General features: G+C 33.4%; 28 protein-coding genes and 3 pseudogenes. 1 reads left to right on the top strand and 30 read right to left on the bottom strand.

Translation table 11 applies throughout. The features are described 5' to 3' along the window. Positions 1–5: 5 nt before the first annotated feature. The 9 genes from EV697_RS06510 to asnC form a co-directional block, all read right to left on the bottom strand. Complete coding sequence (locus EV697_RS06510) at positions 6–962, bottom strand: ABC transporter substrate-binding protein (RefSeq protein WP_132023872.1); 957 nt, start codon at positions 960–962, stop codon at positions 6–8. Further along, positions 959–1987: an ABC transporter permease gene (locus tag EV697_RS06505; protein WP_132023870.1), complete on the bottom strand. Its 1029-nt coding sequence runs from the start codon at positions 1985–1987 to the stop codon at positions 959–961. Before EV697_RS06505 ends, EV697_RS06510 begins: the two co-directional genes overlap by 4 nt. Further along, on the bottom strand, positions 1984–3516 hold the full coding sequence (locus tag EV697_RS06500; RefSeq protein ID WP_236824061.1) for a sugar ABC transporter ATP-binding protein: 1533 nt from the start codon (positions 3514–3516) through the stop codon (positions 1984–1986). The genes EV697_RS06505 and EV697_RS06500 overlap by 4 nt, the downstream gene beginning before the upstream one ends. 21 nt (positions 3517–3537) lie before the next feature. Further along, complete coding sequence (gene fucA, locus EV697_RS06495; RefSeq protein WP_132023868.1) at positions 3538–4185, bottom strand: L-fuculose-phosphate aldolase; 648 nt, start codon at positions 4183–4185, stop codon at positions 3538–3540. 24 nt (positions 4186–4209) lie between these two features. Then, positions 4210–4644, bottom strand: coding sequence for an L-fucose mutarotase (fucU, locus tag EV697_RS06490; protein ID WP_132023866.1), 435 nt, complete (start codon positions 4642–4644; stop codon positions 4210–4212). A gap of 37 nt (positions 4645–4681) precedes the next feature. Then, the gene (gene fucK, locus EV697_RS06485; RefSeq protein WP_132023864.1) at positions 4682–6142 is read right to left on the bottom strand and encodes an L-fuculokinase; all 1461 of its coding nucleotides are present in this window, start codon (positions 6140–6142) and stop codon (positions 4682–4684) included. A gap of 86 nt (positions 6143–6228) precedes the next feature. Next, positions 6229–7995, bottom strand: coding sequence for an L-fucose isomerase (gene fucI, locus EV697_RS06480; RefSeq protein ID WP_132023862.1), 1767 nt, complete (start codon positions 7993–7995; stop codon positions 6229–6231). Between the two features lie 205 nt (positions 7996–8200). Next, complete coding sequence (locus EV697_RS06475) at positions 8201–8950, bottom strand: DeoR/GlpR family DNA-binding transcription regulator (RefSeq protein WP_132024110.1); 750 nt, start codon at positions 8948–8950, stop codon at positions 8201–8203. Between the two features lie 127 nt (positions 8951–9077). After that, a complete protein-coding gene (gene asnC, locus EV697_RS06470) occupies positions 9078–9530 on the bottom strand; it encodes a transcriptional regulator AsnC (RefSeq protein ID WP_132023860.1) in 453 nt (150 codons plus the stop codon). Between the two features lie 181 nt (positions 9531–9711). On the opposite strand from asnC, the gene asnA reads away from it, so the two are divergent. Beyond that, positions 9712–10704, top strand: coding sequence for an aspartate--ammonia ligase (asnA, locus tag EV697_RS06465; protein ID WP_132023858.1), 993 nt, complete (start codon positions 9712–9714; stop codon positions 10702–10704). Positions 10705–10792: 88 nt separating this feature from the next. Here the strand turns inward: asnA and EV697_RS06460 are convergent, their stop codons facing one another. The 21 genes and pseudogenes from EV697_RS06460 to def form a co-directional block, all read right to left on the bottom strand. After that, positions 10793–11752: a hypothetical protein gene (locus EV697_RS06460; RefSeq protein WP_236824060.1), complete on the bottom strand. Its 960-nt coding sequence runs from the start codon at positions 11750–11752 to the stop codon at positions 10793–10795. Positions 11753–11867: 115 nt separating this feature from the next. Then, a complete protein-coding gene (locus EV697_RS06455; RefSeq protein ID WP_132023856.1) occupies positions 11868–13247 on the bottom strand; it encodes an MFS transporter in 1380 nt (459 codons plus the stop codon). A gap of 21 nt (positions 13248–13268) precedes the next feature. Beyond that, a complete protein-coding gene (mobB, locus tag EV697_RS06450) occupies positions 13269–13775 on the bottom strand; it encodes a molybdopterin-guanine dinucleotide biosynthesis protein B (RefSeq protein ID WP_132023854.1) in 507 nt (168 codons plus the stop codon). Positions 13776–13778: 3 nt separating this feature from the next. After that, positions 13779–14213 (bottom strand): SoxR reducing system RseC family protein, encoded by a 435-nt coding sequence (locus EV697_RS06445; RefSeq protein ID WP_132023851.1) that lies wholly within the window; start codon positions 14211–14213, stop codon positions 13779–13781. Positions 14214–14217: 4 nt separating this feature from the next. Further along, positions 14218–15180: a sigma-E factor regulatory protein RseB gene (gene rseB / locus EV697_RS06440; RefSeq protein ID WP_132023849.1), complete on the bottom strand. Its 963-nt coding sequence runs from the start codon at positions 15178–15180 to the stop codon at positions 14218–14220. Between the two features lie 61 nt (positions 15181–15241). Further along, the gene (locus tag EV697_RS06435; RefSeq protein WP_132023847.1) at positions 15242–15823 is read right to left on the bottom strand and encodes a sigma-E factor negative regulatory protein; all 582 of its coding nucleotides are present in this window, start codon (positions 15821–15823) and stop codon (positions 15242–15244) included. Between the two features lie 29 nt (positions 15824–15852). Continuing rightward, entirely contained in the window at positions 15853–16428 is a 576-nt protein-coding gene (gene rpoE / locus EV697_RS06430; RefSeq protein ID WP_132023845.1) for an RNA polymerase sigma factor RpoE, read from the bottom strand. Between the two features lie 110 nt (positions 16429–16538). Then, positions 16539–16793 carry an FAD assembly factor SdhE gene (locus tag EV697_RS06425; protein ID WP_132023843.1) on the bottom strand — a complete coding sequence of 85 codons (255 nt, stop codon included), beginning with the start codon at positions 16791–16793 and terminating at the stop codon, positions 16539–16541. Positions 16794–16937: 144 nt separating this feature from the next. Next, positions 16938–17252, bottom strand: a pseudogene (locus EV697_RS10090) (fructose PTS transporter subunit IIB); the annotation flags it as partial. 63 nt (positions 17253–17315) lie between these two features. Continuing rightward, positions 17316–17639: pseudogene (locus tag EV697_RS10130) on the bottom strand (fructose PTS transporter subunit IIB); the annotation flags it as partial. A gap of 33 nt (positions 17640–17672) precedes the next feature. Continuing rightward, positions 17673–17924 (bottom strand): annotated as a pseudogene (locus tag EV697_RS10125) (PTS fructose transporter subunit EIIBC); the annotation flags it as partial. 76 nt (positions 17925–18000) lie between these two features. Continuing rightward, positions 18001–19149 carry a fused PTS fructose transporter subunit IIA/HPr protein gene (fruB, locus tag EV697_RS06415; RefSeq protein ID WP_132023839.1) on the bottom strand — a complete coding sequence of 383 codons (1149 nt, stop codon included), beginning with the start codon at positions 19147–19149 and terminating at the stop codon, positions 18001–18003. 75 nt (positions 19150–19224) lie between these two features. Beyond that, on the bottom strand, positions 19225–19740 hold the full coding sequence (locus EV697_RS06410) for a hypothetical protein (protein WP_132023838.1): 516 nt from the start codon (positions 19738–19740) through the stop codon (positions 19225–19227). Between the two features lie 107 nt (positions 19741–19847). Continuing rightward, positions 19848–20393 (bottom strand): peptidylprolyl isomerase, encoded by a 546-nt coding sequence (gene slyD / locus EV697_RS06405; protein WP_132023836.1) that lies wholly within the window; start codon positions 20391–20393, stop codon positions 19848–19850. Between the two features lie 67 nt (positions 20394–20460). Next, the gene (locus tag EV697_RS06400) at positions 20461–21165 is read right to left on the bottom strand and encodes an SIMPL domain-containing protein (RefSeq protein WP_132023834.1); all 705 of its coding nucleotides are present in this window, start codon (positions 21163–21165) and stop codon (positions 20461–20463) included. Positions 21166–21250: 85 nt separating this feature from the next. Next, positions 21251–21664: a ribonuclease E inhibitor RraB gene (rraB, locus tag EV697_RS06395; protein ID WP_132023832.1), complete on the bottom strand. Its 414-nt coding sequence runs from the start codon at positions 21662–21664 to the stop codon at positions 21251–21253. 74 nt (positions 21665–21738) lie between these two features. After that, entirely contained in the window at positions 21739–22137 is a 399-nt protein-coding gene (gene mscL, locus EV697_RS06390) for a large-conductance mechanosensitive channel protein MscL (protein WP_132023830.1), read from the bottom strand. 52 nt (positions 22138–22189) lie between these two features. Continuing rightward, positions 22190–23566, bottom strand: a complete 1377-nt coding sequence (gene trkA / locus EV697_RS06385) for a Trk system potassium transporter TrkA (protein ID WP_132023828.1) — start codon at positions 23564–23566, stop codon at positions 22190–22192. A 60-nt stretch (positions 23567–23626) separates the two neighbouring features. Then, a complete protein-coding gene (gene rsmB / locus EV697_RS06380) occupies positions 23627–24970 on the bottom strand; it encodes a 16S rRNA (cytosine(967)-C(5))-methyltransferase RsmB (RefSeq protein ID WP_236824094.1) in 1344 nt (447 codons plus the stop codon). 35 nt (positions 24971–25005) lie between these two features. After that, positions 25006–25962 (bottom strand): methionyl-tRNA formyltransferase, encoded by a 957-nt coding sequence (fmt, locus tag EV697_RS06375; protein WP_132023824.1) that lies wholly within the window; start codon positions 25960–25962, stop codon positions 25006–25008. A gap of 64 nt (positions 25963–26026) precedes the next feature. Beyond that, positions 26027–26539 carry a peptide deformylase gene (gene def / locus EV697_RS06370; protein ID WP_132023822.1) on the bottom strand — a complete coding sequence of 171 codons (513 nt, stop codon included), beginning with the start codon at positions 26537–26539 and terminating at the stop codon, positions 26027–26029. Positions 26540–26598: the final 59 nt, after the last annotated feature.

Here is a 26598-nt window from a genome sequence, read left to right as displayed (position 1 = left end):
TAATTTTAGTAAAGTACGCCCTGTGCTTCTTCTGAATCAATATTGTCTTTAGTTACGTAAACAACGCCAGTATCAATGAATTTTTCAACTTTTTCACCTTTCAAGATACGATCAATAGTATTCACACCTTTAAAGCCCATTTGATAAGAAGATTGAACAACAATACCATTTAATGTTCCATCTCTGACAAAGTCTTGTAATGCTTTATTCCCATCAAAGCCAACGGCAACAATTTTACCAGCATAACCTTTTTCTTTAATGGCTCGAGCCATACCTACTGCTGTAGGTTCATTTGCCCCAAACATTGCCACTAGTTCTGGGTTAGATGCCAACACATCTGTAGTTTGGTTTAATGCCAACGTCATATCTGATTGAGAATAACGAGTCTCTAAAACATCAATACCTTTTTGAGCTTTTACTGCATCAACAAAGCCACCACCACGTTTGATTGCACTATCTGAACCAGGCGTATAAGACATCACCCCAACTTTACCACCTTTACCTTTTAATTCAGCTAATAATTTTTCAGCGGCTAATTTGCCCGCTGCATAATTATCTGTTGCAAGATAAGATTGATAATATTTACCATCACTATTAATACCAGAATCAATAATAACGACAGGAATAGCATGTTGGAAAGCTTCCTTAACTGGTTGAATTAATGCATTTGGATCTGATGCAGCTAATACAATACCCGCAACATCACGGTTAATTGCATTTTTTACCATATTCACTTCTTCATCAATCGCTGTTTCAGCTTGTGGTCCTTGAAAAGAAACTTTATATTTTCCACCAAGTTCTTTCTCTGCCGCTAACGCACCCTTTTTAACATTTTGCCAGAAGTTAGAGTTTTCTGATTTTACGATTACTGCAATTTCATTTGTCTTTGCAAACGTTGCAGATGATACAAACAGAGTTGATAAACCTAAAATAGCAGCACTAATTACAGTTAATTTTTTCATTTTAATTTCTCCTGTTTTTGTGTAGGTTGAGTTTTTTTAGTTTTCTTAACTTGACGAAGTTGATCTAATGCTACAGTAACGATAATAACAAGGCCGATAATAATTTGTTGAACGAATGCGGAAACGCCATTCATATTTAAACCATTACGTAACACTCCAATAATAAAAGAACCTATTAACGTTCCGGGAATTGTTCCAATCCCACCTGATAATGAAGTTCCTCCCACTACTGCACTTGCTATTGCATCTAACTCATAAGCTATACCCCCATTTGGCTGTGCGGTAATCAAACGAGAAGCAAGAATAACACCAGCTAAACCTGATAATAATCCACTTGCAATATAAGCATAATTTTTTACTTTATTTGTTTTAATTCCAGACAAACGAGCCGCTTCTTCATTTGAACCAATCGCATAAATATAACGTCCTGTTTTTAATTTAGATAAAGCAAAAGCAAATAAAATAACTACAAAAATCATTATAATGACTGGATATGGAATACCTGGAAATTTAACGATAGGGAAGCCATTCGCCCCTTCTTCTACTACTCTGAATAATGCACCATTTCCTAACTCACCAAAACTTTCTGGCATACCTGAAACTGGTGCGGCATTAGTGATATAAAGGGCTAAACCTCTAGCAACCATCATCATACCTAGCGTTGCAATAAATGGTGGTAATCTTAATACCGTAACAACAATACCATTAGTAAAACCACATAATCCACCAACAATTACACCAAACATGATGCCTAGTGGAACAGGTACACCTGCATTCACTACCATTGCAGCTGCCACACCAGATAATGCAACAACAGAGCCGGTACTTAAGTCAATACCACCTGTCAAAATAACAACGGTTGCACCAATACCAATTAAGGTTATTGTTGAAGTTTGCAATCCAACGGTTAGAATATTATTTACTGTAAAAAAATACTCATTAGTGAAGCTAAAAACTAAAACCAGTAGTAATAATCCCGCTAAAGATGCAATTTTTCTTAACATTTCTTTTTGTTGATCAGTCATTTAAGCCCCCCATATTCATTAACAAACATATTTTTTACACCTGTCGCATAATGCATAATCTCTTCTTGATTAGTTTTTTTAGTTTCAAGCATACCGGTCATACGCCCCTCTCTCATCACAATAACTCTGTCAGAAATGCCTAAAATTTCGGGTAACTCTGAAGAAATCATAATAACACCTACACCATTTGCAGCTAATTCATCTAATAATTGATAAATCGCATATTTAGCACCAACATCAATTCCTCTTGTAGGCTCATCAAAAATCATTACCGTCGCTTCTCTAAACAACCACTTACCAATAACCACTTTTTGTTGATTACCACCACTAAGATTATTAACTAATTGCTCTATTGTTGGTGTTTTAATCTCCATCTTATCAATAAAAGTTTTAGATGCTTTTTCTTCATCAGTATAAGAAATCACCCCTATTTGATTAGAGACTTTATCTAAAGAAGCCATCGTAATATTTTCACGAATAGTCATTCTGACGGCGACACCATTTAATTTTCTATCTTCAGATAAATAGGCTATTCCCGCCTTAATCGCATCAGACGGATCTTTAATTGATACTTTTTTATGGTGAACATAAATTTCTCCACCATCTAATGGATCAGCACCAAATATTGCCCTAGCAAGCTCTGTTCGCTTAGCGCCAACAAGCCCTGTAATACCTAGTATCTCGCCTTTTCGTAAGTCAAAATTAAGTGGTTCAAAAACACCATAACGTTCAGCATTCATAATTGATAGAATAATGTCATCTTCAATAACTGCTGTTTTGGGAGGGAAATGATTATCTAAAGAACGACCAACCATCTTAGTGATGATCTCATCCATTGTTATTTCTTTAAAAGGATGATCTGAAACATAGGTACCATCACGGAAAATAGTGATGTGATCACAAATACGTTTTAACTCTTCCATTCTATGGGAGATATAAACAATACTTACTCCCTTATCTTTAAGTTTATTGACCAATTCAAATAGTTTATCAATTTCTTTTTCTGTTAACGCTGAAGTTGGCTCGTCCATAATAAGAACTTCAACATCAAAAGAAAGTGCTTTTGCTATTTCAACCATTTGTTGCTTAGCTACTGGTAATGTTCGCACTTCGTCTGTGGGACTAACATCAATATCAAATAATGATAAAATTTTAGCCGATTCTTTTATCATTTTTTGTTTATCCACCATACCTAGATGAATTGGCTCTCGTGCAAAAAAAATATTTTCAGCAACAGTTAAGTGGGGAATTAAATTTAATTCTTGGAAAATCATACTAATACCAGCATGCTGTGCATCAAGGACAGAGGAAAAATTAACTTTTTCGCCTTTATAGATGATTTCCCCCTCATCTGCTTGATAAACACCTATCATACATTTCATCAATGTTGATTTTCCGGCGCCATTTTCTCCCATCAAAGCATGTACTTCACCTTTTCTTAAGGTCAGCTGAACATCTTTCAACGCTTGAACACCAGCAAAACCTTTACTAATATGTCGCATTGTGAGTAATATTTCATTTGGTGACATAATTTACTCCCATTCGATTAGTTACTCTTCGATACGTAATCCGTAAGATTTAAATTTACCTAAAACGACGTCCATTTCTTCTTTTGGAAGAACTGGAATAGGTTGATTTGTCCCTAATAACTTAATATACCAACTTGCCAATACTTCTACTTCGTGTGCTAACCACAAGGCTTTATCGAGATTTTTTTCTGCAGCAATTAAGCCATGATGAGCAAGCAAAATTGCTTTACTTTCTTTAATCCCCTCTTTCACATATTCCGCTAATTTATGCGTACCAAAAGTGGCATAAGGAACACAAGGAATGTGATCCGTTCCACCAACAGCAATCATATAATGAATAGGTGGAATCGGTTTTTCTAAAATAGAAACTGCCGCACAATTTAGTGCGTGATTATGAACAACAGCATCAACATCAGAACGTGCTTCATATACAGCAAGGTGGAAATGCCATTCACTTGAAGGAAGTTTTCCTTCTTCATATTTACCATTTTTATCTACATAAACAATGCTATCTTCCGTAAGCATTTCATAGGGTGTGCCTGTTGGGGTAATCAACATTCCATCTTGATAACGCACACTAACGTTACCTGCTGTACCTTGATTTAAACCAAGTCTGGTCATTTCCAAGCAAGTATCAATAATTTTTCTAGATAATTCTTTTCTGTTCATTTTTAGTACCTCAAATAAAACTAATTAAACTAATGGTGTTACACCTTTTTTGATAATGATATTTCCGTATTTCGCGGTTTCACCTGAAATAACCACTGCATAAGCTTGCTTAGCACGATCATAAAAAGCAAAGCGATCAATTCGGGTTAAATTAGGTACATTACCTACACTAGAACGAATCGCATTTAGATAACGTTCTTCAACGCTTGGATCCAATGAATCACCTTCAACAGCTTGCATCATAATTAAAGGTGCTTCGACATAAGCGTCAAATTCAAATAATGGACTAATTGCTTTTAATAATGTATCCACACCTAAACCATCAGCTCGAATAACTTTATGATGTAATTGATGGGCAGGGAAATGAGCATCGGACAACACGAGCTCATCACCGTGTCCCATTTCTGCTAAGATTTTTAATAACTCTGGTGATAAAGCGGGATGAATACCTTTTAACATAGAAAACCTCTTTCATTAAAATTGAATAAAAATAGATCTACATTTCTCTTAACCATTGCTGATAAGCAACAGTATTCTCTGATGGATAAATACGCTGTTTATTTGGTCGCATTTGTTGTTGTGCTTGATCAACATTCGTAAATAAGCCTACGCCAGCAAATGTAAACATTGCTGCACCAAGAACTGTACTTTCAGCAACATCAACAATATCTAAAGGCAATCCCAAAACATCAGCTCTAATTTGGTTCCACAATTTATTCTTTGAACCACCACCAACACAAATTAAACTCTCTGCCTCAAAATGACTAACTTGTTGTAATACATTCAATCCATTCTTGAGTTGTAACGCCATATATTCCAAGGCGGCACGATAAATTTGCCCACGTTGATTATGCATTGATAGTCCAGTTATGCTACCTAGTCCAATAGGTTTATCCGTCGCCGAGAATGTTCCGTTAAAACGAATTCCATTTGAACCAACAGGAACGGCTTCTCCTGAAGAAATCATGGCAGGATAATAATTATCTGACCCGACTACATCCACAAAAAATAACTTACCAATCCATTCCATAACACCTGAACCAACCCACTGTACAGCAGGATTGAAACAATGATGTTGCGCATCAAATTCAGTAGTTAACCCTTGAGGGACAAATTCAATATGTGGCTCTGCTTTTTCTGTACGAGCCATCAAAATTTCCCAAGTACCAGAACTTAAAACAGGTTGATTTAACCCGGCTCCAGAGCCAAAAACAGCAAATTGAGTATCATGACCAGCAGAGATAACAGGAATTTTATTTAAGCCAAATTTCTCAGCTAATGAATGAGTTAAATGACCAATCTTTTCACCTGCATTAACCATTGGTGGAAAATGATCTTTTGTTAATCCTAAAACTGCTAACACTTCCTCATCCCAGTCATTAGTTGCTAAATTTGTCATCATTGAGGTTCCAGCCATCGTACGATCGGTAGTAAATACACCTGTTAAACGTTGACTGATCATTGAAGAAATAAACACAAATTTATCCATCTTAGTGAAAATATCTGGTTTATTTTCTTTTAACCAAAGCAATTTAAACAACGTATTGAAACTATATTGACCAATACCATTACGTTTATATAGTGCTTCAACATCTAGGTATTTAGCTAAATTTGCCATAACAGGCAATGTGCGTGGGCATTTCCAAGAAATGATAGGATAGAGTTGATGCCCTTTTTCATCAAAAGGTGCACCATCAACACCAAATGTGGTTACAGCAATACCAATAATATTTTTTAAATCAATATGTTGTTTATTTAAATTAGTTATAGTATTTTCAGCACAAATTAGTAATTTCTGCCAGATTTCCTCAAAATCCCAAATACGAAATTGCTCGTTCTCTAAGCCAGCTTGAGTATTATTAGCAATATGATGAGAGGCAACGATTTTTCCTTTTTCATCAATAGCGATAGTCCGTATATTTGTTGCGCCACAGTCAAAAATTAAAGCTAAAGCCATTTTAATTCCCCCAAAAAAGAGCTAGACAGGCAAATAAAAAACTTAAATAAAGTGCGGTAGAATTTAACCGCACTTTTTTAATAATATTATTTATAAAGTGGTCCAAAGTTACTGCAAGCGCGGTAATCTTGCCCCTCTTTATCCTGACCAAAAGCACTCCAAGTACTTGGGCGGAATACTTTGTCATCTTCAACATTGTGCATACAAACAGGAATACGCAACATTGAAGCAAGAGTAATTAGATCGGCACCAACATGACCAAATGTAGCGACACAGTGATTGGCTCCCCAGTTTGCCATTACAGAATAAACATCTTTAAATGCGCCTTTACCTGTTAAACGAGGAGTAAACCAAGTTGTAGGCCAAGTTTCATTTGTGCGTTTATTTAAAATATCATGAACATTTTCTGGTAAATCAATAGACCAGCCTTCCGCTATTTGTAATACAGGACCAACACCTTTAATAATATTGATACGGTGCATTGTGAACGGCATACCACCTTTAGTTAAATATTGAGAAGATAAACCGCCTCCACGGAAATATTCATGCACCGCAGGGCACCAAGTCGTATTAGCTAAACAGCGTTTACCATCTTCTTCTGTTACTTCCCAAGCTGGTTTAATCACTGGATTACCATTTTTATCAGTATGTTGACCTGTTCCATCTAATGCTGCTGAACCAGAGTTAACTAAATGGATAAAACCAACTTCAGGTCGATAACCCGTTACTCTTTCAACAGAATCTTGGCTCCAATAAGTGCGAACATCAGCAAAGATTTGTGCCTGCCCTGTTAATTGGTGTCCCAATAACATACAAACGCCATTTAAAGAGTCATTTTCTGTAGCAAGAATATAAGGAGGACGTACACCATTCCAATCGTAAGTAGAATTGAGCATGGCTTCCATAAAATCACCGTTAGGAAGGTGATCTGTCCAATGGCGTTGACCTTGGAAACCTGCGGCAATGGCATTGTGGCCAAGTGCTTCTTCCCCATAATTAAGTTCAGCTAATCTTGGATTGCTAACCATTAAATCACGAGCAATAATAGTCATCTTAACCACATTTTCCCAAAGTTCTTCACGTTCAGCTGGTGTTCTTTGATTTTCTGGGCTATTTACATCAACACCATCTTTGCAATATTGTTTCACCCAAGATAACGCCAATTTCACTTCTTCAGGATCATAAATTTCACGATCTAAACGACGTTTAATCTCTGTCATATCGACATATTCGTTACGCATACCAAGATACTCTTGGAAGAACGGTTGATTAACAATCGATCCCGCAATCCCCATTGATACAGAACCAATTGATAAATAAGATTTACCACGAATAGTCGCAACCGCAAGACCTGCTCGAGCAAAACGTAATAATTTTTCTTTTACATCTTCTGGAATTGTGGTGTCATCGGCTTCTTGCACTTCTGTGCCATAAATAGAAAATGCTGGCAACCCCATTTGTGAATGCCCTGCAAGTGCAGCGGCAAGATAAACTGCTCCTGGACGTTCTGTACCATTAAAACCCCAAATAGCTTTTGGCATATGAGGGTCCATATCAATAGTTTCAGAACCATAACACCAACATGGAGTAACCGTGATTGTTAGCCCTACATTATTCAATTTAAATTTTTCTGCACAAGCAGCAGCTTCAGTTACACCACCAATACAAGTATCACCAATAACACATTCCACAAAAGAACCATCAGTATGACGAACCGTACTTTCAAGTAATGTTGCAACAGATTTTGCCATATTCATTGTTTGATCTTCTAAAGATTCACGAACACCTTCACGACGACCATCAATAGTTGGACGAATACCGATTTTTACTGGAGTAAATTTGAATTGGGCCATTTTTTCTTCCTCTTTTTTAAGTAAGTGAATAACGACAAGTTACGTATAGTTATTCTTTCGTAAAAAAGAAAAAGAGCATAATTTTTTTATGATTTTATGTATTTTTCGTGAGAAAGATCACACAAAAACCATAAAAAAATAGTAAACAAATGACCGTTTTATATAAAAAATAAATAAATCGGTAAAAACGGTCAATATTATTGAATTAAATTGAAATAGTTATATCAAAATTTTTACAATAATCTTGCAATTGAACACTAGGTAATATATTCGTAAAGAAAAGATTAACTTGAGATAATGTATTGAGTTTAATTAAATGCTTACGTTCAAATTTAGAATTATCAGCCAGTAAAAAATTCTTACCTGATGTTTCTATCATTTTACGTTTTATAGAAGCATTAAGTTCATTAGACTCCCAAATATCCCCATTACTATCGATACCAGAACAAGAAAAAATACATAAATCAATATGTAATCGCTGTAATAAATGTTCTGACAATGGGCCATAAAAAGCATCATACTTACTCGAATATGCTCCCCCAGTAGCAATAGTTCTAATATTAGGCTTATTCACTAATGCACTAATATTATGCATAGAATTAGTCACTACTGTACAAGGGATATTGGGCATTAATTGTGCTACATGCCAACTACTAGAACTGGCATCTAGACCAATCACAGCACCTTCAAAAACATATTCAACAACTCTTTCAGCGATAGAACGTTTTGCTTCATAGTTTGTTTTTTGTCTAACTTGAAAAGAACTACCAATATCCTTCGACTTTGGGCTAACCGCACCACCATGAATACGATGAACAAGTCCTTTTTTAACTAAATTATTTAAATCTCGACGAATAGTTTCAACAGAAACATCAAGTTGTAGGGATAATTCATTAACATATACTCTCCCAATAGAACTGATTAATTGCAAAATTAACTCTTCTCTTGTTTTCATCATAAAATTAAGCGGTCAAAACAGTCATAGAAGCTATATTAATAAATAAAATACTAAAATACTATATCCGATTAATTAAATTTTTATTAATCTAATAACAAAATCTAGAGCATAATTTTAGGTTTATTTAGGGCTTTATATCTCTAAGAATAGGATTTTGCATTGAAATTAATGTTTCAGTCGATTGAATTTCATCTATTAATTGAATTTTTGTAGCTAAAACACTATGTAGTTCGGCAATAGTGTGAGTCATTACTTTAATAAAAATGGAATAATTTCCAGTTGTATAATATGCCTCAACGACCTCATCGAATTGCTCAAGTTCCTTAATAACTTTGTCATAGTCTTTAGCACTTTTTAAAATAATACCGATAAAACAACAAACGTCATAGCCTAATTTTCTTTCATCAATTCTAATTTTTGTCCCTTGAATAATCCCTGATTGCCGCATTTTTTCAACACGAACATGAATTGTTCCGGGACTCACGCCAAAACATTTAGCCATTTCAGCATAAGGGGTTCTTGCATCTTTAATTAAAACCGACAGTATTTGTTTATCTAAATGATCTATGTTAACCATATTTATACTTCTCCTCGCTTAAAAGCAAACGGTAAAATGAATTTTATCTAAAAAATATAACATTAAATTAATTAAATCTCAATAATAAGACAAAAACAATATAACCATATTGCCAATATCTCTATTTTATTAGATAATCCATTCAAATCAATTTATACAATTATTTATATAAGGTTACACAATGAAAAAATCATTTATTACACAACAACAAGAAATTAGTTTTGCAAAAAACACATTTACAGATAAATTAATTGAACACTTAGGAATTATTGAAGTTCAAGGTCCAATCCTAAGCCAAGTTGGTAATGGTATCCAAGATAATCTTTCAGGAACAGAAAAAGCAGTACAAGTTAATGTAAAAAAAATTACTGATGCCACATTTGAAGTCGTTCATTCACTGGCAAAATGGAAACGACACACTCTCGCTCGTTTTAATTTTGCAGAAAATGAAGGACTATTTGTTCATATGAAAGCATTACGTCCAGATGAAGATAGCCTTGATGAAACGCATTCGGTTTTTGTAGATCAATGGGATTGGGAAAAAGTTATCCCTGAGGGGCGCCGTAACTTAGCTTATCTAAAAGAAACAGTCAGCTCAATTTATCAAGGAATGTTAGAAACTGAAGAAAAAATTCATCAAAAATTCGGATTAGACAAATTTTTACCTCAAAAAATTACCTTTATTCACAGTGAGGAATTAGTACAACGTTTCCCAGAAATGAACGATAAAGAACGTGAAAATGCGATTTGTAAAGAACACGGAGCTGTATTTTTAATTGGTATAGGTGGAAATTTATCAGACGGAAAACCACATGATGTACGAGCACCTGACTATGATGACTGGACAACGGTCTCTGAAGGCGAATATAAAGGATTAAATGGTGATATTCTAGTGTGGAATCCTATATTAAATCGTGCTTTTGAAGTATCTTCTATGGGTATTCGTGTTGATGAAACCGCATTAAGAAAACAATTAGCATTAATCAATGATGAAGATCGCCTAAAACTTGCTTGGCATCAAGATTTAATTAACGGCCGTTTACCTCTTTCTATTGGTGGAGGAATTGGTCAATCTCGTCTTGTTATGCTATTGCTACAAAAACGCCATATTGGTGAAGTTCAATCTAGCGTATGGCCACAAGATGTAATGGATAAATTTGAGAATATCCTATAATCATAAGAAACACCCCAGAAGTTATGTCCAACTTTTGGGGTGCATATCAGAAATGCGGTTTATTTGTATTAATCCTTAAGAAACTTACTTAAAAAATGGCTTCTAATCTAAAAAAAGCGCCAATATGATGTTTTCGATCAAGTTCACTATTATTATAAAAATTTACTTCGGGCTGAATAAATAGCCATTTTCGCCAAATCGGTTGTCGCCAATTTATAAATGGTCCATATCGATCAATAGAAAATTGGTGCGATGTTAATTTACCTGTCACAGCAATACCATAACTCAAACTCTTATAATTAGAATAATTATGTTGTCGATACAGCGAGTTCCCCCAATAAATATTCTCTGATTTTAAATTATTGGTATAGCCTAAATAAAGCTGATTAGCAAAAAAACGACGAGAATTTTCAGTATATTTATTTTCCCAATTAATCTGAGCATAATGTTTTGACTTAGTGCCTAAACGATAAATAGTTTCTAAACGACTGGTAACATTATTTGATAGCTGCCACTCTTTGTCACCTTTAAAACGAAGATAAATATCACTTCCAGATCGAATACCGAGATCTACTTTTAAATGAATACCTAAATTTTTTATAGAATCTGACCAACGAATAGCAAGAGATTTATTGTCTTCGGTACTTTGCTTACGATCATAAATCGTATCTTTTTTTAATGGCTTTGAATAATTCTTATTAAGATGATTTTTACTGATTTCATTGTCTAAAGAATCATCTCCAAAAACTAGACTAAAACGTCTTTTTAGGGTAGGTAAACGTAATTTACCTCGTATTCGAGGTTTAATTGAATATCCATCATAACGATTCCATTCACTATCAAGCATTATCCTTAATACTGCACTCCCTGGTTCATTTGGATCCGTTTCACCAAACCAACTATCAATTTCCGAAGCCCAACTATCCAGAGTACCGCTCACATTAGTATGACTTTCATCAACCCATGTTTGATGCGTTTCATTCGCATAAGAGGAATATATAGGTAAAAATAACAAAATATACACAGAAATTATATTTCTTATATTCATAAAAATACCTGATTTATAGAAAAATATACTGAGAGGTATGATAAAGGATAATAGAATAAAAAAACAACGAAAAAATAGCTATATACTGAATAATACGTAATAAACAAATGATCTATTACCGTAATTCATTACCATCAGTAGACCGTAAATGATATAAAATAAAAATTACAATTACTGTAAATAAACTAATAGTAAAAAAAGTATAACTAAAAGCATACTGTAATTGTAGCAAATTTTCGCCAATAGTTTGTCTATAAAAGCTAAGTACAAGAGATGACGTAGCTATTCCAATACCTAGCCCTATTTGTTGTGCAACACTTAATACTGTTGACCCAGCACTTGCTAACTCATCGGTTATTTTACTTACCGTCAATGTGTTAATCGCGGTAAATATAACCGACATACAAGCGCCATAACAACCAAATAAAATAACTATTTTCCATACTGGCGTATATGAAGTCAGCAACCCCATACTTGCTATATTTATCGCCATAGCAAAAGAAAACAAGATTAGTGTTTTTTTATACCCAAATCTTTTTAGTATATATGTTACCGCAAATTTCATCAGGATAGCACTAATTGGTATTGGAGCTAATAACCATCCAACCTCATCTGCCCTATATTGAAAAACCACCTGAAACATTAAGGGCAGTAAAAAAGGTATACTTGACGCACATAAACGAATAAATAAATTTGCAAGCAATCCTAAACGGAAAGTTCTTATATCAAAAAGTGATAGTGGTAATAATGCACTAGGAAATACTTTAGCATGCCAATAATAGAAAAGAAAAAATAGCGTACCTAAAAATAAAATATTCATTGCTAATCCAACAGAAATAAATGATTCAGCAATAAGATCCAAACCTAAAGTGAATCCAACTAAAGCAATAGAAAATAATACAAATCCTTTCCAATCTAATTTTCCTGTTATATTCTTTAAATTTGGCATATATAGACCACTAATAACAATACCAAATAATCCAATTGGAATATTAATCAAAAAAATCCAATGCCAACTAAAATAGGTAACAAGCCACCCACCTAATATAGGTCCTAAAATAGGTCCGACTAATCCAGCCATTGCCATTAAATTCCATGCATTTAATAATTGATTCTTCGGTACGCTACGAATAATAACCAGACGTACAACAGGCATCATCAATGCACCACCAATACCTTGAAGAATTCTTGAAATGACTAGCTGATTAAGAGAGTTTGATAATGCACAAAAAATAGAGCCTAACACAAAAGCAAATAATGCAAATCTAAAAATAGTCAGACTACCATATCGATCTGATAACCACCCACTTAAAGGAATAAACAATGCAACAGATATAGAATAGCCAATAATTGATAATTGCATATCAAGAGGAGATTCATTCAGACTGAGAGAAATTGCAGGAAGTGCAGTATTTAAAATTGTCGCATCAAGAGTTTGCATAAAAAAAGCCATCGCAGCAATCCAAGCTAACCCTTGATAAGAATTACGACTCATTTTAGATCCCTTAAATCTTATTTAATTTCCACCGCACTTTTGTTGATACCATTGATAAATAAAATGGGCAATATCTTCAATATTATTAATATCAAGTAACGGGAATTCTGTCTTCAACAAATAATCTGTCGCCAGTGCAATGGTATAACTATCTTGTTCTGGCAATGGTTTTTCCATAGAAGATCGATGGAGTAAAATTTTTTCAATAGGCTCTTGCTTAAAGCCTTCTACTAAAATCAAATCAGTTAAATTAGTATCAAATTGTTTAAACAGGTAATCAAGAGATACTGCTTCTTTTGTTTCGGTCATTAACGCCCAACGATTATCACAAGCCATAATCACTTGTTTCGCTCCAGATTCTTTCATTCGCCAGCTATCTTTACCTTCTTTATCTACTTGAGCATCATGATGGCTATGTTTAATCACCGATACGCTTATGCCTAAATCAGATAAGTGCGGTAGTAATTTTTCTAATAATGTTGTTTTACCACTACCACTATACCCTGTAATACCTAGCACTGGAATCATATATTACCTTATTATTCTTAATAAAATAGGTTGATAGTTTACTTTCTTTTGTAATTTTTTTGTATAAAAATGAATAAAAATAAAAGAAATACCCGTCATCGTAAAAATAAATAACGCACTAATTAACTCTTTAAATAATAAAAAATCAGCTAAAAATGTACTCGCTAAAAGAATAAATAATGGGACTAAATAAATTAACCATATTGAAAAAAGTAACGAGCTTTCTTTTAAACCAATTTCAACAATTTGCCCCTCTCTTAATGGTGTAATAGTCGATATCGTAAAAATATGTTGTTTTAATTCACCCGTTAATTCAGAAAGAGCTCCTGTTCCACAGCTTGCTTTACTAGCACAACTACCGCAAACACTTTTTGACTGACACTTCACTGTTGCGATGCCATCTTCATAACCAATCACTAATGCATTTTCTTTTAACATAATTTTATTTAAATCGAATATCTTGAAGAATACGTCTAGCCGTAGAAATCGGTAACTGACCAATGAATGTTAGTTCTTTGTTATTTTGACTATTGGTATAAATAGTTAATGCACCTTGTTGCAAAGCTTTCTCTGTTTCATTCGGAATTAAACCATTTGATACATATAAATTAAAAGAAAAAAGCCCATCACTATACAACAAAGTTTCTATTTGATTATTATTATCAGAAATAATACTCTTATTCACCAGCCTAAATCCTTCTGGTAGCCAAGTAGGTGTCCAATTAAAAGAAATATCAGATAAATTCTGTTTTGTGCTATCTTCCAATAATGGTGGAAAATGAATTTGATTAAAATAGCTAAACAAAGCGGTTAGATTATTATCCATATTAAGATTTACAACTCTAAACTGTTCTAATAAGTTACCCTCTCTATCCAATACATCGCTACGTAATAACAAACTATTTTCCTCATCAATAAAAACTAAATATTGGTAACGAAAATCATCTTTGGGTAAAACACGAATAGTACGAACAATACGATCAGCGACTCTATTACGACCAAAATTAACAAAATCATAATTCTTAGCTAGTGAATCAATATCGCTCCACATAATTGATGGAAAATTATCTATTATCTGTCCACCATTAATAGAAAATGCTTGATAATTAGGTTGAAAATAACTAATAACATTATCTCTTTGAATAATTTCTTGCATTCCTTCATCTAAAGTTACAAGCTGTGCATAGTCAATACCGCCATTATTGATATGACGATATCTTAATGCCTCTATACTATTTGCAGTTGTTGTAATAAATGCCATTTCATAATTCAACGATTTTCTAGCATCATGCATATTCTTCAAAAGAATTTTTGGATCCTCTGAAAAAGATGCTTCAGCTAAAATATTTAATGAAAATAAAATAAAAAATCCAAATGTAGATAATTTATAGAACATTTTTGACATATATCCTACCCATAAAACAAATTCACCACCAAAATGGTGGTGAATCTAACATTAAAAATAACTATTTAGTATCTCTCTCTAAACTAAGTTCATTAGAATAAATTCGTTTCTGCAACTCATAATTTTGTAACATAGCTCCAATACGTTTATTCTTCTTCTCAATTTGTTCCGATGTAACAACCTCTTGTGATGGAACATTATAACTAACCTCTTGAACAGAGCTATTAAAAGGTAGAGTCTGTAATACTGGAATATCTGATATATCTTTATCGTTATGAGCCAAATTCAAGGTCTGAACACCTAAAATAGCAAAAAAACAAACTCCAGCAGCAACAGCAACTTGCGTAACAGGCATAAACAAATGTCTTAGTTTCTGCAACAATGGAACAGGGACAATCTCTTCTGGTCTTGGCTGAGAAATTATAGAAGTAACCACTTTCGTTTCTTCCTCTGCAATCAATTTCTCCATCTTAGCAGAAAAATCCTCGCCTAATAACACATTACTCTCTTGACGTAGAATAGAGCCGATCAGATGATAATTAGCCCAAGAACGCTGTAATTCAGCATCTTGACAAAGTTCTTCTGTTAATTTGTTACTGACTTGCTCCCCATCAATATAGGCTGAAAGTAACTCTTTTTGCATATAAAGCTCCAAGTATTCAAATATCATTCTTAATGCTGAAGAAGTGGTTTAATTTTTTCTTCAATAACTTCTCTAGCTCGGAAAATCCGCGACCTTACTGTCCCAACGGGACAATCCATAATCTCAGCAATTTCTTCATAACTTAGCCCTTCAATCTCTCGAAGGGTAATTGCAGTCCGTAAATCATCTTGTAAAGAATGAATAGTATCAAAAACAATATCTCTTAATTCATTTGATAATACTTCACGTTCTGGACTGCTAACATCTCTTAGATTACCGCCTAAGTCATAAGTTTCAGCTTCATCAGCCAAAATATCTTCACTAGGGGGTCTACGTCCCTGTGATGTTAAGTAATTCTTTGCAGTATTTACTGCGATACGATAAAGCCAAGTATAGAAAGCACTATCCCCTCTAAAGGAATCAATTGATCGGTATGCTTTAATAAAAGATTCCTGAACAATATCAGGAATATCGTTCGGAGAAACATAACGAGTCAATAACCCAGCAACCTTATTTTGATAACGAGAAACCAACAAATTAAATGCTTTCTTATCTCCTTGCTGTACTCTTTCTACCAAAGCCTGATCTGTTAGCTGTTCACTCATATAACCTCTTATATTACAATCTAACAAGCCTTAAATACTAAAGGACAGCAAGCTCTTGTTACATTAGACGGATAAAAATATAAAAAAGTTCAAAAAATTTTTAAATTTCACTAATTATTTAAATTTAATTTTTCTTGTATATCTATAATTATGTTCTGTAATTCAGAATCTGGTGCTGGTACACGATTAAAAAAGTAGGAAAATAATTGTAAATCAGTACAAGCTAATAAACGTAAAAAAACTGCTTTCTTTTCATCGGATAAGTCATCAAAATACCCTTTAAAATAAGGCATTATTACCTTATCTAGCTCCAACATTCCACGCCGACAATCCCATTCAATTCGGAATTTATTATACTCTTTCATACCTAGTCCTTTAATACCCCTTAAATATAGAGAAGAAATAAGTCATTTTTATAAAAAATAAACCCAAGATAGAGAATCAACTTGGGTCATAATAATAACATTATTTATCTATAAGAAAATGAAACTTTATACAATAAAAATTTATCCTTCATAAATAACAGCTTCTTTAAAAGCTTTATCAAACTCTTGTTTAGTTTTTTTCAATGCAAGTTCCGTTGATGTCCGATACATTAACTTCCCTTTAAATTTACTTAAATCAACATCTATATCTGTTGCAATAAATACAAGATCAGCATTAATAACATCTTCTTTAGAAATTAAGTTATTCGCTCCAGTTTGTCCACGAGTTTCAACTTTTATCTCCCAACCTTGCTTCTTAGCATACTCTGCAATAGCCTCTGCTGACATAAAAGTTTGTATAACACCAGTAGGACAAGCCGTCACAGCAACTACTCTTCGATGTTCCATAGAAAGATCATTATTTACAACATCGTTATCATTAGTTACATCGGACTTAATACGACCATCATCATAAAGTACCGCACTTTCAAATGCTCTATCAAACTCTTGAGCTGTCTTTTTCAATGCTAACTCTGTTGAAGTACGATACATCAATTTCCCGTGAAATTTAGTCAAATCAACCTCAATATCTGCCGCAACAAATACAAGGTCTGCATTAATAACATCTTCTTTAGAAATTAAATTATTTGCTCCGGCTTGCCCACGAGTTTCAACTTTTATCTCCCAACCTTGTGCCTTAGCATATTCAGCAATAGCTTCAGCTGACATAAAGGTTTGTATGACACCAGTAGGACAAGCTGTTACTGCTACTATTTTTTTTCTTTTACAATTATTATTGTTAGATGTATAAACTTGAGATTCTAAAACCGCTTTTTTCAATGTATCTTCTGGTGCGTGAAATGCCTTGTCTAGATCCGTAAAAAATACTTTTTTACCAAATAAACGCTCATCTACAACAGAAAGCTCACCCAAAATGATGATCAAATCAGCCTCTCCCTCTTCTTCAATAACCTGGTGGCCTTGTTGCTTTGCTGCCTCAGTCAAAATTTGAGAAGCTAAAAATGATTTTGAGCTACCAATATTTGTGGAATATTTTAAATAAATTTTCATAGAAATACCTTTTCATATAATATAATTTTTACATAATAATCAATTAGATTTACTACTCTTTAATTTAAATAATAAACTATAATATCTCCCCTAATCCCGAGAATATCGCATTTTCGATAGCATTAATCACTTCTTTTGCTTGAATCCCCTTTGCTATAAATTTTACTCTATGTCCTTTTAATACACCTAATGATACTAATTTGATTGGACTTCTCGCACTAACACTGTCCGAATTATTAGATAAATTTTGTAATAGAACAGAGGCATTATATTTTTTTATGATATTAACCAAAACTGTAGCTGGTCGAGTATGCAAGCCGTGCTGATTATAAATAGTAAACTCTTTTTCAATTACCTGCTCATTTAAATCTAACGAGCGTTCATTCATATTTGGATTAAAATCTAACAATGAATCAAATACTAGATGAATATCTTCATCAGTCCCTGATAGCAGTGTTCTCTGAATATTAGGATCAAATAAAGCAGAAAGAAATTTATTCATTTGATCATTTACCATTGAAATCGTTAGTACTCCGCTAATCTCTTTAGCATTATGTAAAAAACTTTTTTTTGGCCGACTAAATACTAACGCATTTCTTTTATTTCCAATAGTAGAGTCCGTAATCCAAATACCATTTCCTAAAGGTAATGCTGGTGAACTAATCACTTCAGCAGTAAAGTCATTATCAATACAGCCTTGTTGATGTAACTTCTCAATATTAGTTCCTATCAATGTTAATAAACTTTCTGTATCTACAGATAAATTAATATCATAAAAAAGATCAAGGTTATCCAAGTCCTCATTTAATAACATAGCCTTAAAAGTAGAAATATCCATCTCATGTGCTAGTCTTCTAGCTTTAGTCTCTTCTTTTAATAAATGAGTTAGTTTTTGAAGTAAAGGCAAATGTTCATCAGAATTAGCCGCAATTCCTATTACAATATAGGCAATATTTCCGTCCCCCCATTCAACACCATCAGGAAATTGAAAAATTTCTACCCCTGTTTTTAACACTAATGAACGAGAATCCAATGAACCATGGGGAATCGCAATACCATTTTCTAAAAATGTTGAAATTTGTTGCTCCCTTTCCAAGATAGCTTGAGCATAACCATGTCGAACACAACCAGATGACTCCAAAGCATTAGCAACTAATTCAATCACCTCATATTTTGTCCTTGCGGTCTTGGACAAATGAATATTTTTTTCAGATAAATTCAGCATATATTATTAAATACTATAAAATTTATTCTTTATAAAATAAAAGCTGCTAATAAAAATATTAACAGCTCGACTCCATTATTTAGTACAAATATTTAAAATTTGCTCACTTCCTTTCACGAGATATTCATCATCTTCATCTCGAGGCTTATCCTTTTGTAAACCAAACATCGCATCATTAATTCCCTGTGTTACACTAGGTTTGTCAATTTTAGACCAACAATCAGGCTTTAATTTACTAAAATTCTCTTGCAACTCATAAGCAAATATCACCCCACTGTAATAGGCATAAATATTACTATCATGTCCTCCTTGATATAAATTACTTTTTATATCAGCTACAGGAACTAAAATTCTATTTAAATACCAATCGTTAACACCACTTACAAAAGAATCAACATAAAAATCGTTTGTTACTCTCCCTTTATAAGTCTGAATAATTGCCTCGTAAGCAGCAGCATAAGACTTTTGATCAATTTGCTCTTTATCTAAATTAATCACTGGTTTTTTATGATCGATAAAAGGGATATAAGACTTCAATGAACAGGCTGACAACAAGGTAATAACTAAAACTAAAAGAAGTTTTCTCAACATAGTATTTTCCTTAGATGGAGATTAATAGATAAAATATACTTATTCACATAAAAAGCGATGTGATTAACTATAAATATCTAACACAACGCTTATAAAATTATGCAAAACTAATGATTACAATCACCTCTTCCACAACAACCCTCATGGTGATCGTGGTCATGATCATGTCCACCACAACATCCATGTTCATGTGAATGAATATGTCCATGAGCAATTTCTTCTAAAGTAGCTTCACGAGTTGAAACAACCTCAACAGTAAATAGTAACTCTTGACCAGCGAGCATATGATTACCATCAACAACTACATCATTCTCTGCTACTTCTGTAATCACAACAGGTAAAGGACCGACATCTGTGTCTGCAATAAAACGCATACCAACAACAAGCTCATCTACACCTTCAAAAACATTTTTAGGTACACGTTGAACCATATTTTCATTATAAGCACCATAGCCTTCTTCAGGTTTCACTCGTACTTCGAATTTCTCTCCAACAGACTTTCCTTCTAACGCATTTTCAAGCCCAATAACTAAATTATTATGACCTTGTAGATATTCTAAAGGTTGATTTGTAGGTGCTTCATCAACTAATACACCATCTTCCGTACGAACTTGATAAGCAATGCCTACAACCGTGTTTTTTGTAATTTTCATCTATTACCTCATTTTTTAATTAATATCTGTGATTTGTGAATTGTATAGTAAATAATAACATCTGTCATTATTCGAAAATAATCTCTATACGAGCCCGAGCATTTGCCTTTAACAATGTTTTACTTTCCCCTAAATCAATATCCACAGATGAATCGTAAGATTTAGTATTACTCGCTTGAAACATTCTTGGTGCATATTTATTTTGATTAACAGGTGTAGTAATACTTAACTCTTGTATTTTATAATTTTTAGCATTTAATGAAGACCGAATAAGATTAGCTTTATGTTGAAACTGTTTCAATACATCTTTAATCATTGTATCTTCAATATTTAATAAAGCACTAGAAGATACCGAAGGACGAAGAGAATCTATAGCAAGAATGCCATCTAATTGTGTTAAAACTTTTGCTAATTGCTCATCATCTTGACTTTCTAAAACTAACTTACCATAAGCAATCCAACCGTCTTGTTTATTTTTTGAATTATAACGCACATGAGTTGTACGTGAATTTTCCTTAATCTCGACTGATTTTACATTTCGAATAATATCAAGAGCGGCATTTATTTTAGAATTTACTTGTTTTGTTGCTGATTTTAATTCTTTATCTTCGCTTTGAATAAATAATGTTGCCTCTAATAAATCATATTGCACTTCTTTTTCTACTTCAGTTGAAAAAGATATAATATTATTCGATATTTCCGCATAACCAACTGGAGCAAAAAATATAATAAATATTCCAGCTAAACTCAAAAACTTATTTTTTAATTTCATAATAATATCCAAATGAATGAAAACCTCAATTTAATTATCTTTACATCATAAAAGTGCGGTCAATTTTTTAAAAGTTTTATAAAAATTATTTATCTTCATCTTCAAAATCATCAAAAAATTCTCCATCTTCACCATATTCGTCATCTTGAGCATTAGGATCTTCAAAATAAGTCCCCCACCCTTCATAAATACCTTTATGCTTAGTTACCAATGGAATGATCTCTTTTTGCTGTGCATCAATAATCTCAGGTTTCAATTCTACTTCACTAATAATATCAAAACAAAATACAACCGAACCATTTTCTTCTTCAAACTCTTCAGCCTCAGAAACTTCATACCCTGCTTTAAACGCATCTACCGCAATCTTTTCTAATTTATCAAAATCCTGATGAGCAATATGATGTTCAATAATATAAAGAGCATTTGGATCACTACCATCATTTAACAGATCCGTAATAATGTTCCTTGTTTCAACTTTAAATATCTCAAAATTATCCATATTTTCTCCCCATTTATAAATTTCTTTGAGTAAAAAAAATCTTCTCAATTTGACGAGAAGATTTTTAATCTTTGTTATTTTTTCAATAAATCGCGTATTTCAGTAAGTAATTTTTCTTCATTAGAAGGCACTGCTGGAGCAGGTTCCTCTACTGGTTTCTCTTTCTTCAACTTATTTAATGATCTTATCATCATAAAAATAGCAAAGGCAATAATCACAAAATCAAATACATTTTGAATAAAAGCACCATAATTTAATGTTACGGCAGGAATATCACCAACCGCTTCTTTTAAAATGATATTCAGATCTTTAAAATCTACACCGCCAGTAAATAATCCCAACACAGGCATTACAATATCACCAACGAATGAACTCACTATTTTACCAAAAGCGCCACCAATGATAACACCAACAGCTAAATCAACAACATTACCGCGCATTGCAAATTCACGGAACTCTTTCACAAAACTCATACATACTCCTTACAATTCTAATTTCGTCTGTCTAATCATTATAATATAATATTTAAATAAATATCATGCTTGATTGAAATAATTTTTCAACTTCAGGAATATATTTCTTATCTGATACATACACCACAATATGATCGTTCGCTTCAATGATTAAATCTTTTTTAGCAATAAAAACTTCATTATTTCGCCATATAGCACCAATACCAACACCTGATGGCAACTTCAATTCTATAATTTTTCTACCTATTACTTGCGAATCTTCTTTAGTACCATGTACAACGATCTCTAATACCTCTGAAACTCCATTACGCATAGAAATAGCACTAATTACATCACCACGTCTCACATTACTCAGTAATGCGGAGATAGTGGCTCGTTGAGGGGAAACGGCAATATCAATCGTTCCTCCCTGAATTAAATTAATGTAAGCCATACGCTGAATTAATACGAGTGCTTTTTTTGCCCCTAAACGTTTTGCCAATAAGGCCGACATAATATTAGCTTCATCATCACTGGTTAAACATAAAAAAGCATCAATATTTTCAATATGTTCCTCAAATAACAGAGATTCATCAGATGGATCGCCTTGAAAAACAAGTGTTTTTGCTAATTTTTCAGAAAGAGCAATAGCTCTTTCCGCTGTTCTCTCAATCAATTTAACCGTACATTGCCCCTCTAATTTTTTAGCAACCCCAACAGCAATATTTCCACCACCAATAATCATTATTCGCTTATAAGGCTTTTCTAATCGTTGTAATTCCGACATCACTGCTTTTATATGTTCCGTAGCACAAATAAAAGTTATCTCATCTCCTGCCTCAATAATAGTTGAGCCCTGAGGTCTAATCACTTTATCTTGGCGTAAAATAGACATTATTCGGCAGTCAATATGTGGTAAATGTTCTTTAAACAAAGAAAGGGCATAACCAACTAAAGGTCCACCATAATAGGCTTTTACAACCACAATACTAATATTTTCATTAGCTACATGAGAAACTTGCAATGCTCCAGGATAATGAATTAAACGACTAATTTCTTCTGTCACCAATTTTTCAGGAGAGATAATATGATCAATCGGAATCATATTAGTTTGAAATAATTTATCTTTTTCTTTCCAATACTCTGGATTACGAATACGGGCAATTTTTACTGGAGTATTAAATAAGGTGTAAGCTATTTGACAAGAAATCATATTCGTTTCATCAGAGTTAGTTACTGCCACCAATAAATCAGCATCAGCCGCTCCCGCTTCTCTCAATATTCTAGGTGAAGAAGCCGATCCTTTTACCACTCGTAAATCATGCTTATCTTGTAAATTAGCTAAACGTTCATCCTGATTATCGATCAAGGTAATATCATTATCTTCACTAACAAGGCTTTCAGCTAGTGTTGTTCCAACTTGCCCTGCACCTAAAATGATAATTTTCATAATATATTCTCTTTTATAGATTGTTTTTTTACTAATAAAACAATTAATTTAGTGCCAGTATTACTCAATTTGCTTTCTTAATTTTGCATAATAAAAACCATCACCAGCATTTTCGCTTGGAAAAAATTGATGACCTATTTCGTTAATATCAGAAAAAGGTAATTTTTCTAATTTTGCCTCTTTATGATTCTGCAAAAATGTCGCAATTTGTTGACTATTTTCTTCTGGTAATAAAGAACAGGTCGCATAAAGCAATATACCATTGGGTTTCAATTTACCCCAAAGTACCTCTAGAATATCCCCTTGTAATTCGACTAATGGCGCGATATCCTCTTCTTTTCTTAACCATTTTATATCAGGATGACGACGAATAACACCTGTTGCAGAACAAGGTGCATCTAATAAAATTCGGTCAAATTGCACCGCACTTTCCGATACCTCAGATAACCATTCATCAGGTTTAGTCGCATCACCACAAATAACTACTGCTTGCTGTTGCATTCGTTGTAAATTTTCTTCAACACGTTGTAAGCGACTTGCTTCCACGTCCAATGCCACAACAGTTGCCGTTGGTGCTTTTTCTAAAATATGTGTTGTTTTTCCGCCCGGTGCAGCACAAGCATCTAAAATAAATTCTTCATTTTTAGGATCTAATAACAAAGCAGACCATTGAGCATGCAGATCTTGTACTGAAATCCAGCCATCAAAAAAATAAGGTAATAAATGAACGGGACAGGGTTGTGCTAATCTTAATGCTTGTGGGTGATCTGTTTGAACACTCTCAATACCTTGTTCTTGTAATAAAGTGCGGTAGTTTTCTAAGGTAGTTTTTTGTAGATTAACTCTTAACCACATTGGTGGTTTCTGATTATTTGCATTAATAATATCTCGCCAATTTGTATAAACTTTTTTTAATTTATTGACTAACCATTCAGGGTGCAATGTTTGCCAATGTAAATCAACTTTTTTCAATATTTGTTCTTCATCTCGTAAAAAATTACGCAGAACCCCATTTAACAAACCACGAAAACTTTCTAAGTTCAATACTTTAGTCGCATTAACTACTTCATCAACTGCCGCGTGAGCAGGAATTCGAGTATAAAGAATCTGGTATAGCCCCACTAATAATAAACAATGAATAATTCTCGTTTTTCCTTTTAATGGTTTACTCACTAAAAGAGAAATAATTTTCTCTAATCTTGGTAAAACACGACAAATACCAAAACAGATCTCCTGTAAAAGAGGCAGATCTTGAGATTTTATTTTTGATTGATATTCTGGAATAAGTGTAGCAAGAGACTTCCCTTGATCTAAAACTTGCAAAATAACTTGAGCGGCGACCGCTCTTACAGGTATAAATTTATCCTGTTTAATAGGCTTATTTCGCTTAGAAAGTGCGGTCATTTTTTTTATAGAATTATGTCTTTTTATCTCTTTCATTATGCAAGCACCTTACCGACTTTAAACCAATCCGCACGACCATTTAGCAAATCTTGTACTAGCATTGGCTTTTTCCCTTGGGGCTGTAATTGTAAAAGATTTAATACTCCGTCTGCTGTGGCGATCTGAATACCATTTTTATCTGCTTGTAAAACTGCACCTACAGGTTTATTTTGATGTGGTAATACGCTAGCTTGATAGACTTTTAACACTTGCGAGATACCTTGTGGATCTTCCGTCAGAAAATAACTAATCGGCCAAGGATTAAAAGCTCGAATACAACGCTCTAACTGAGTAGCTGGCAGATTCCAATCTAACTTAGCTTCTTCTTTAGAAAGCTTTTCAGCATAATTCGCTAATTTATCATCTTGTTTTTCAGGCTTAAATTGATTATCTTCCAAACCATTTAACACGTCAATTAATGCAGAAGGTGCTATCGCTGCCAATTTGTTATAAAGACTAACTGAAGTTTCCGTTTTCTCTATATCACAATACACTTTATGTAACATATCCCCTGTATCCAACCCCTCATTCATTTGCATAATAGTTACACCAGTTTCTTTATCTCCTGCCCAAATAGCACGTTGAATAGGTGCCGCACCACGCCAACGTGGTAATAAAGATCCGTGAACATTTAAACAACCTAATCGAGGACTATCTAAAACTACTTTCGGTAAAATAAGCCCATAAGCCACCACAACCATTACATCAGCCTTTAGAGCTTGTAATTCTTGCTGAGCCTCTTGTTGACGTAGGGTTTTAGGTTGATAAACAGGAATATTATTTTTTTCTGCTAAAATTTTCACCGCACTTGCTTGAAGTTTTTTACCTCTTCCCGCAGGTTTATCTGGTTGTGTATAAACAGCAATAATATTATGCTGAGAATGAATTAAGGCTTCTAAATGTTGTGCTGCAAAATCAGGGGTTCCCGCAAAAATGATATTGAGTGATTTCATAATGTTCTACGTTAAAATGATGAATGAGAAAATGCTGACATTATATCAGCATTTATAAGGTGAGCTATTTTTGTTTTGCTAATTGTTTCTGTAATTTAGACAATTTATCTTTCATTCGCTGACGTTTTAAAGGTGATAAATAATCAGCAAAAACAATACCATTTAAATGATCAATTTCGTGTTGAATACAAATAGCCAGTAAACCATCAGCCTCTAACACAAATTCTTCACCTTTGCGGTTATAGGCTTTAACTTTTACTTTTTCCTTACGAGGCACAAACCCATTAAATCCCGGCAAAGATAAACAGCCTTCTTCGATCCCAGTTTCACCACAGCTATCAATAATCTCAGGATTGACTAATTCAATTTGATTTTCTTTTGTCCCTTCAATATCAATGGTAATCACACGTTTTTGGACATTAACCTGCGTAGCAGCCAAGCCAATCCCTTGCTCGTGATACATCGTTTCAAACATATCATCAATAAATTGACTTAATTCCTCATCAAACTTTTCAACTGGTGTTGCTATTTTTTTTAATCCTTCATCAGGATAAATTAACACATTTAATAATGACATAAATTTAATCTAACATTCCTATAATAAATAAAATATTTTTCTAACTTTTTCTCTCGTCA

Origin of the sequence: Bisgaardia hudsonensis (genome assembly GCF_004345785.1) — a bacterium.
Classification (GTDB): domain Bacteria; phylum Pseudomonadota; class Gammaproteobacteria; order Enterobacterales; family Pasteurellaceae; genus Bisgaardia; species Bisgaardia hudsonensis.
The sequence above is the reverse complement of the archived record's forward strand: the minus strand, read 5'-3'. Positions and strand labels throughout refer to the sequence as shown.

Excerpts from the sequence above, each read along its gene's own strand:
- EV697_RS06510 (WP_132023872.1), bottom strand. The coding sequence starts at position 962 with ATGAAAAAATTAACTGTAATTAGTGCTGCTATTTTAGGTTTATCAACT.
- EV697_RS06505 (WP_132023870.1), bottom strand. The coding sequence starts at position 1,987 with ATGACTGATCAACAAAAAGAAATGTTAAGAAAAATTGCATCTTTAGCG.
- EV697_RS06500 (WP_236824061.1), bottom strand. The coding sequence starts at position 3,516 with ATGTCACCAAATGAAATATTACTCACAATGCGACATATTAGTAAAGGT.
- fucA (WP_132023868.1), bottom strand. The coding sequence starts at position 4,185 with ATGAACAGAAAAGAATTATCTAGAAAAATTATTGATACTTGCTTGGAA.
- fucU (WP_132023866.1), bottom strand. The coding sequence starts at position 4,644 with ATGTTAAAAGGTATTCATCCCGCTTTATCACCAGAGTTATTAAAAATC.
- fucK (WP_132023864.1), bottom strand. The coding sequence starts at position 6,142 with ATGGCTTTAGCTTTAATTTTTGACTGTGGCGCAACAAATATACGGACT.
- fucI (WP_132023862.1), bottom strand. The coding sequence starts at position 7,995 with ATGGCCCAATTCAAATTTACTCCAGTAAAAATCGGTATTCGTCCAACT.
- EV697_RS06475 (WP_132024110.1), bottom strand. The coding sequence starts at position 8,950 with ATGAAAACAAGAGAAGAGTTAATTTTGCAATTAATCAGTTCTATTGGG.
- asnC (WP_132023860.1), bottom strand. The coding sequence starts at position 9,530 with ATGGTTAACATAGATCATTTAGATAAACAAATACTGTCGGTTTTAATT.
- asnA (WP_132023858.1), top strand. The coding sequence starts at position 9,712 with ATGAAAAAATCATTTATTACACAACAACAAGAAATTAGTTTTGCAAAA.
- EV697_RS06460 (WP_236824060.1), bottom strand. The coding sequence starts at position 11,752 with ATGAATATAAGAAATATAATTTCTGTGTATATTTTGTTATTTTTACCT.
- EV697_RS06455 (WP_132023856.1), bottom strand. The coding sequence starts at position 13,247 with ATGAGTCGTAATTCTTATCAAGGGTTAGCTTGGATTGCTGCGATGGCT.
- mobB (WP_132023854.1), bottom strand. The coding sequence starts at position 13,775 with ATGATTCCAGTGCTAGGTATTACAGGGTATAGTGGTAGTGGTAAAACA.
- EV697_RS06445 (WP_132023851.1), bottom strand. The coding sequence starts at position 14,213 with ATGTTAAAAGAAAATGCATTAGTGATTGGTTATGAAGATGGCATCGCA.
- rseB (WP_132023849.1), bottom strand. The coding sequence starts at position 15,180 with ATGTCAAAAATGTTCTATAAATTATCTACATTTGGATTTTTTATTTTA.
- EV697_RS06435 (WP_132023847.1), bottom strand. The coding sequence starts at position 15,823 with ATGCAAAAAGAGTTACTTTCAGCCTATATTGATGGGGAGCAAGTCAGT.
- rpoE (WP_132023845.1), bottom strand. The coding sequence starts at position 16,428 with ATGAGTGAACAGCTAACAGATCAGGCTTTGGTAGAAAGAGTACAGCAA.
- EV697_RS06425 (WP_132023843.1), bottom strand. The coding sequence starts at position 16,793 with ATGAAAGAGTATAATAAATTCCGAATTGAATGGGATTGTCGGCGTGGA.
- fruB (WP_132023839.1), bottom strand. The coding sequence starts at position 19,149 with ATGCTGAATTTATCTGAAAAAAATATTCATTTGTCCAAGACCGCAAGG.
- EV697_RS06410 (WP_132023838.1), bottom strand. The coding sequence starts at position 19,740 with ATGTTGAGAAAACTTCTTTTAGTTTTAGTTATTACCTTGTTGTCAGCC.
- slyD (WP_132023836.1), bottom strand. The coding sequence starts at position 20,393 with ATGAAAATTACAAAAAACACGGTTGTAGGCATTGCTTATCAAGTTCGT.
- EV697_RS06400 (WP_132023834.1), bottom strand. The coding sequence starts at position 21,165 with ATGAAATTAAAAAATAAGTTTTTGAGTTTAGCTGGAATATTTATTATA.
- rraB (WP_132023832.1), bottom strand. The coding sequence starts at position 21,664 with ATGGATAATTTTGAGATATTTAAAGTTGAAACAAGGAACATTATTACG.
- mscL (WP_132023830.1), bottom strand. The coding sequence starts at position 22,137 with ATGAGTTTTGTGAAAGAGTTCCGTGAATTTGCAATGCGCGGTAATGTT.
- trkA (WP_132023828.1), bottom strand. The coding sequence starts at position 23,566 with ATGAAAATTATCATTTTAGGTGCAGGGCAAGTTGGAACAACACTAGCT.
- rsmB (WP_236824094.1), bottom strand. The coding sequence starts at position 24,970 with ATGACCGCACTTTCTAAGCGAAATAAGCCTATTAAACAGGATAAATTT.
- fmt (WP_132023824.1), bottom strand. The coding sequence starts at position 25,962 with ATGAAATCACTCAATATCATTTTTGCGGGAACCCCTGATTTTGCAGCA.
- def (WP_132023822.1), bottom strand. The coding sequence starts at position 26,539 with ATGTCATTATTAAATGTGTTAATTTATCCTGATGAAGGATTAAAAAAA.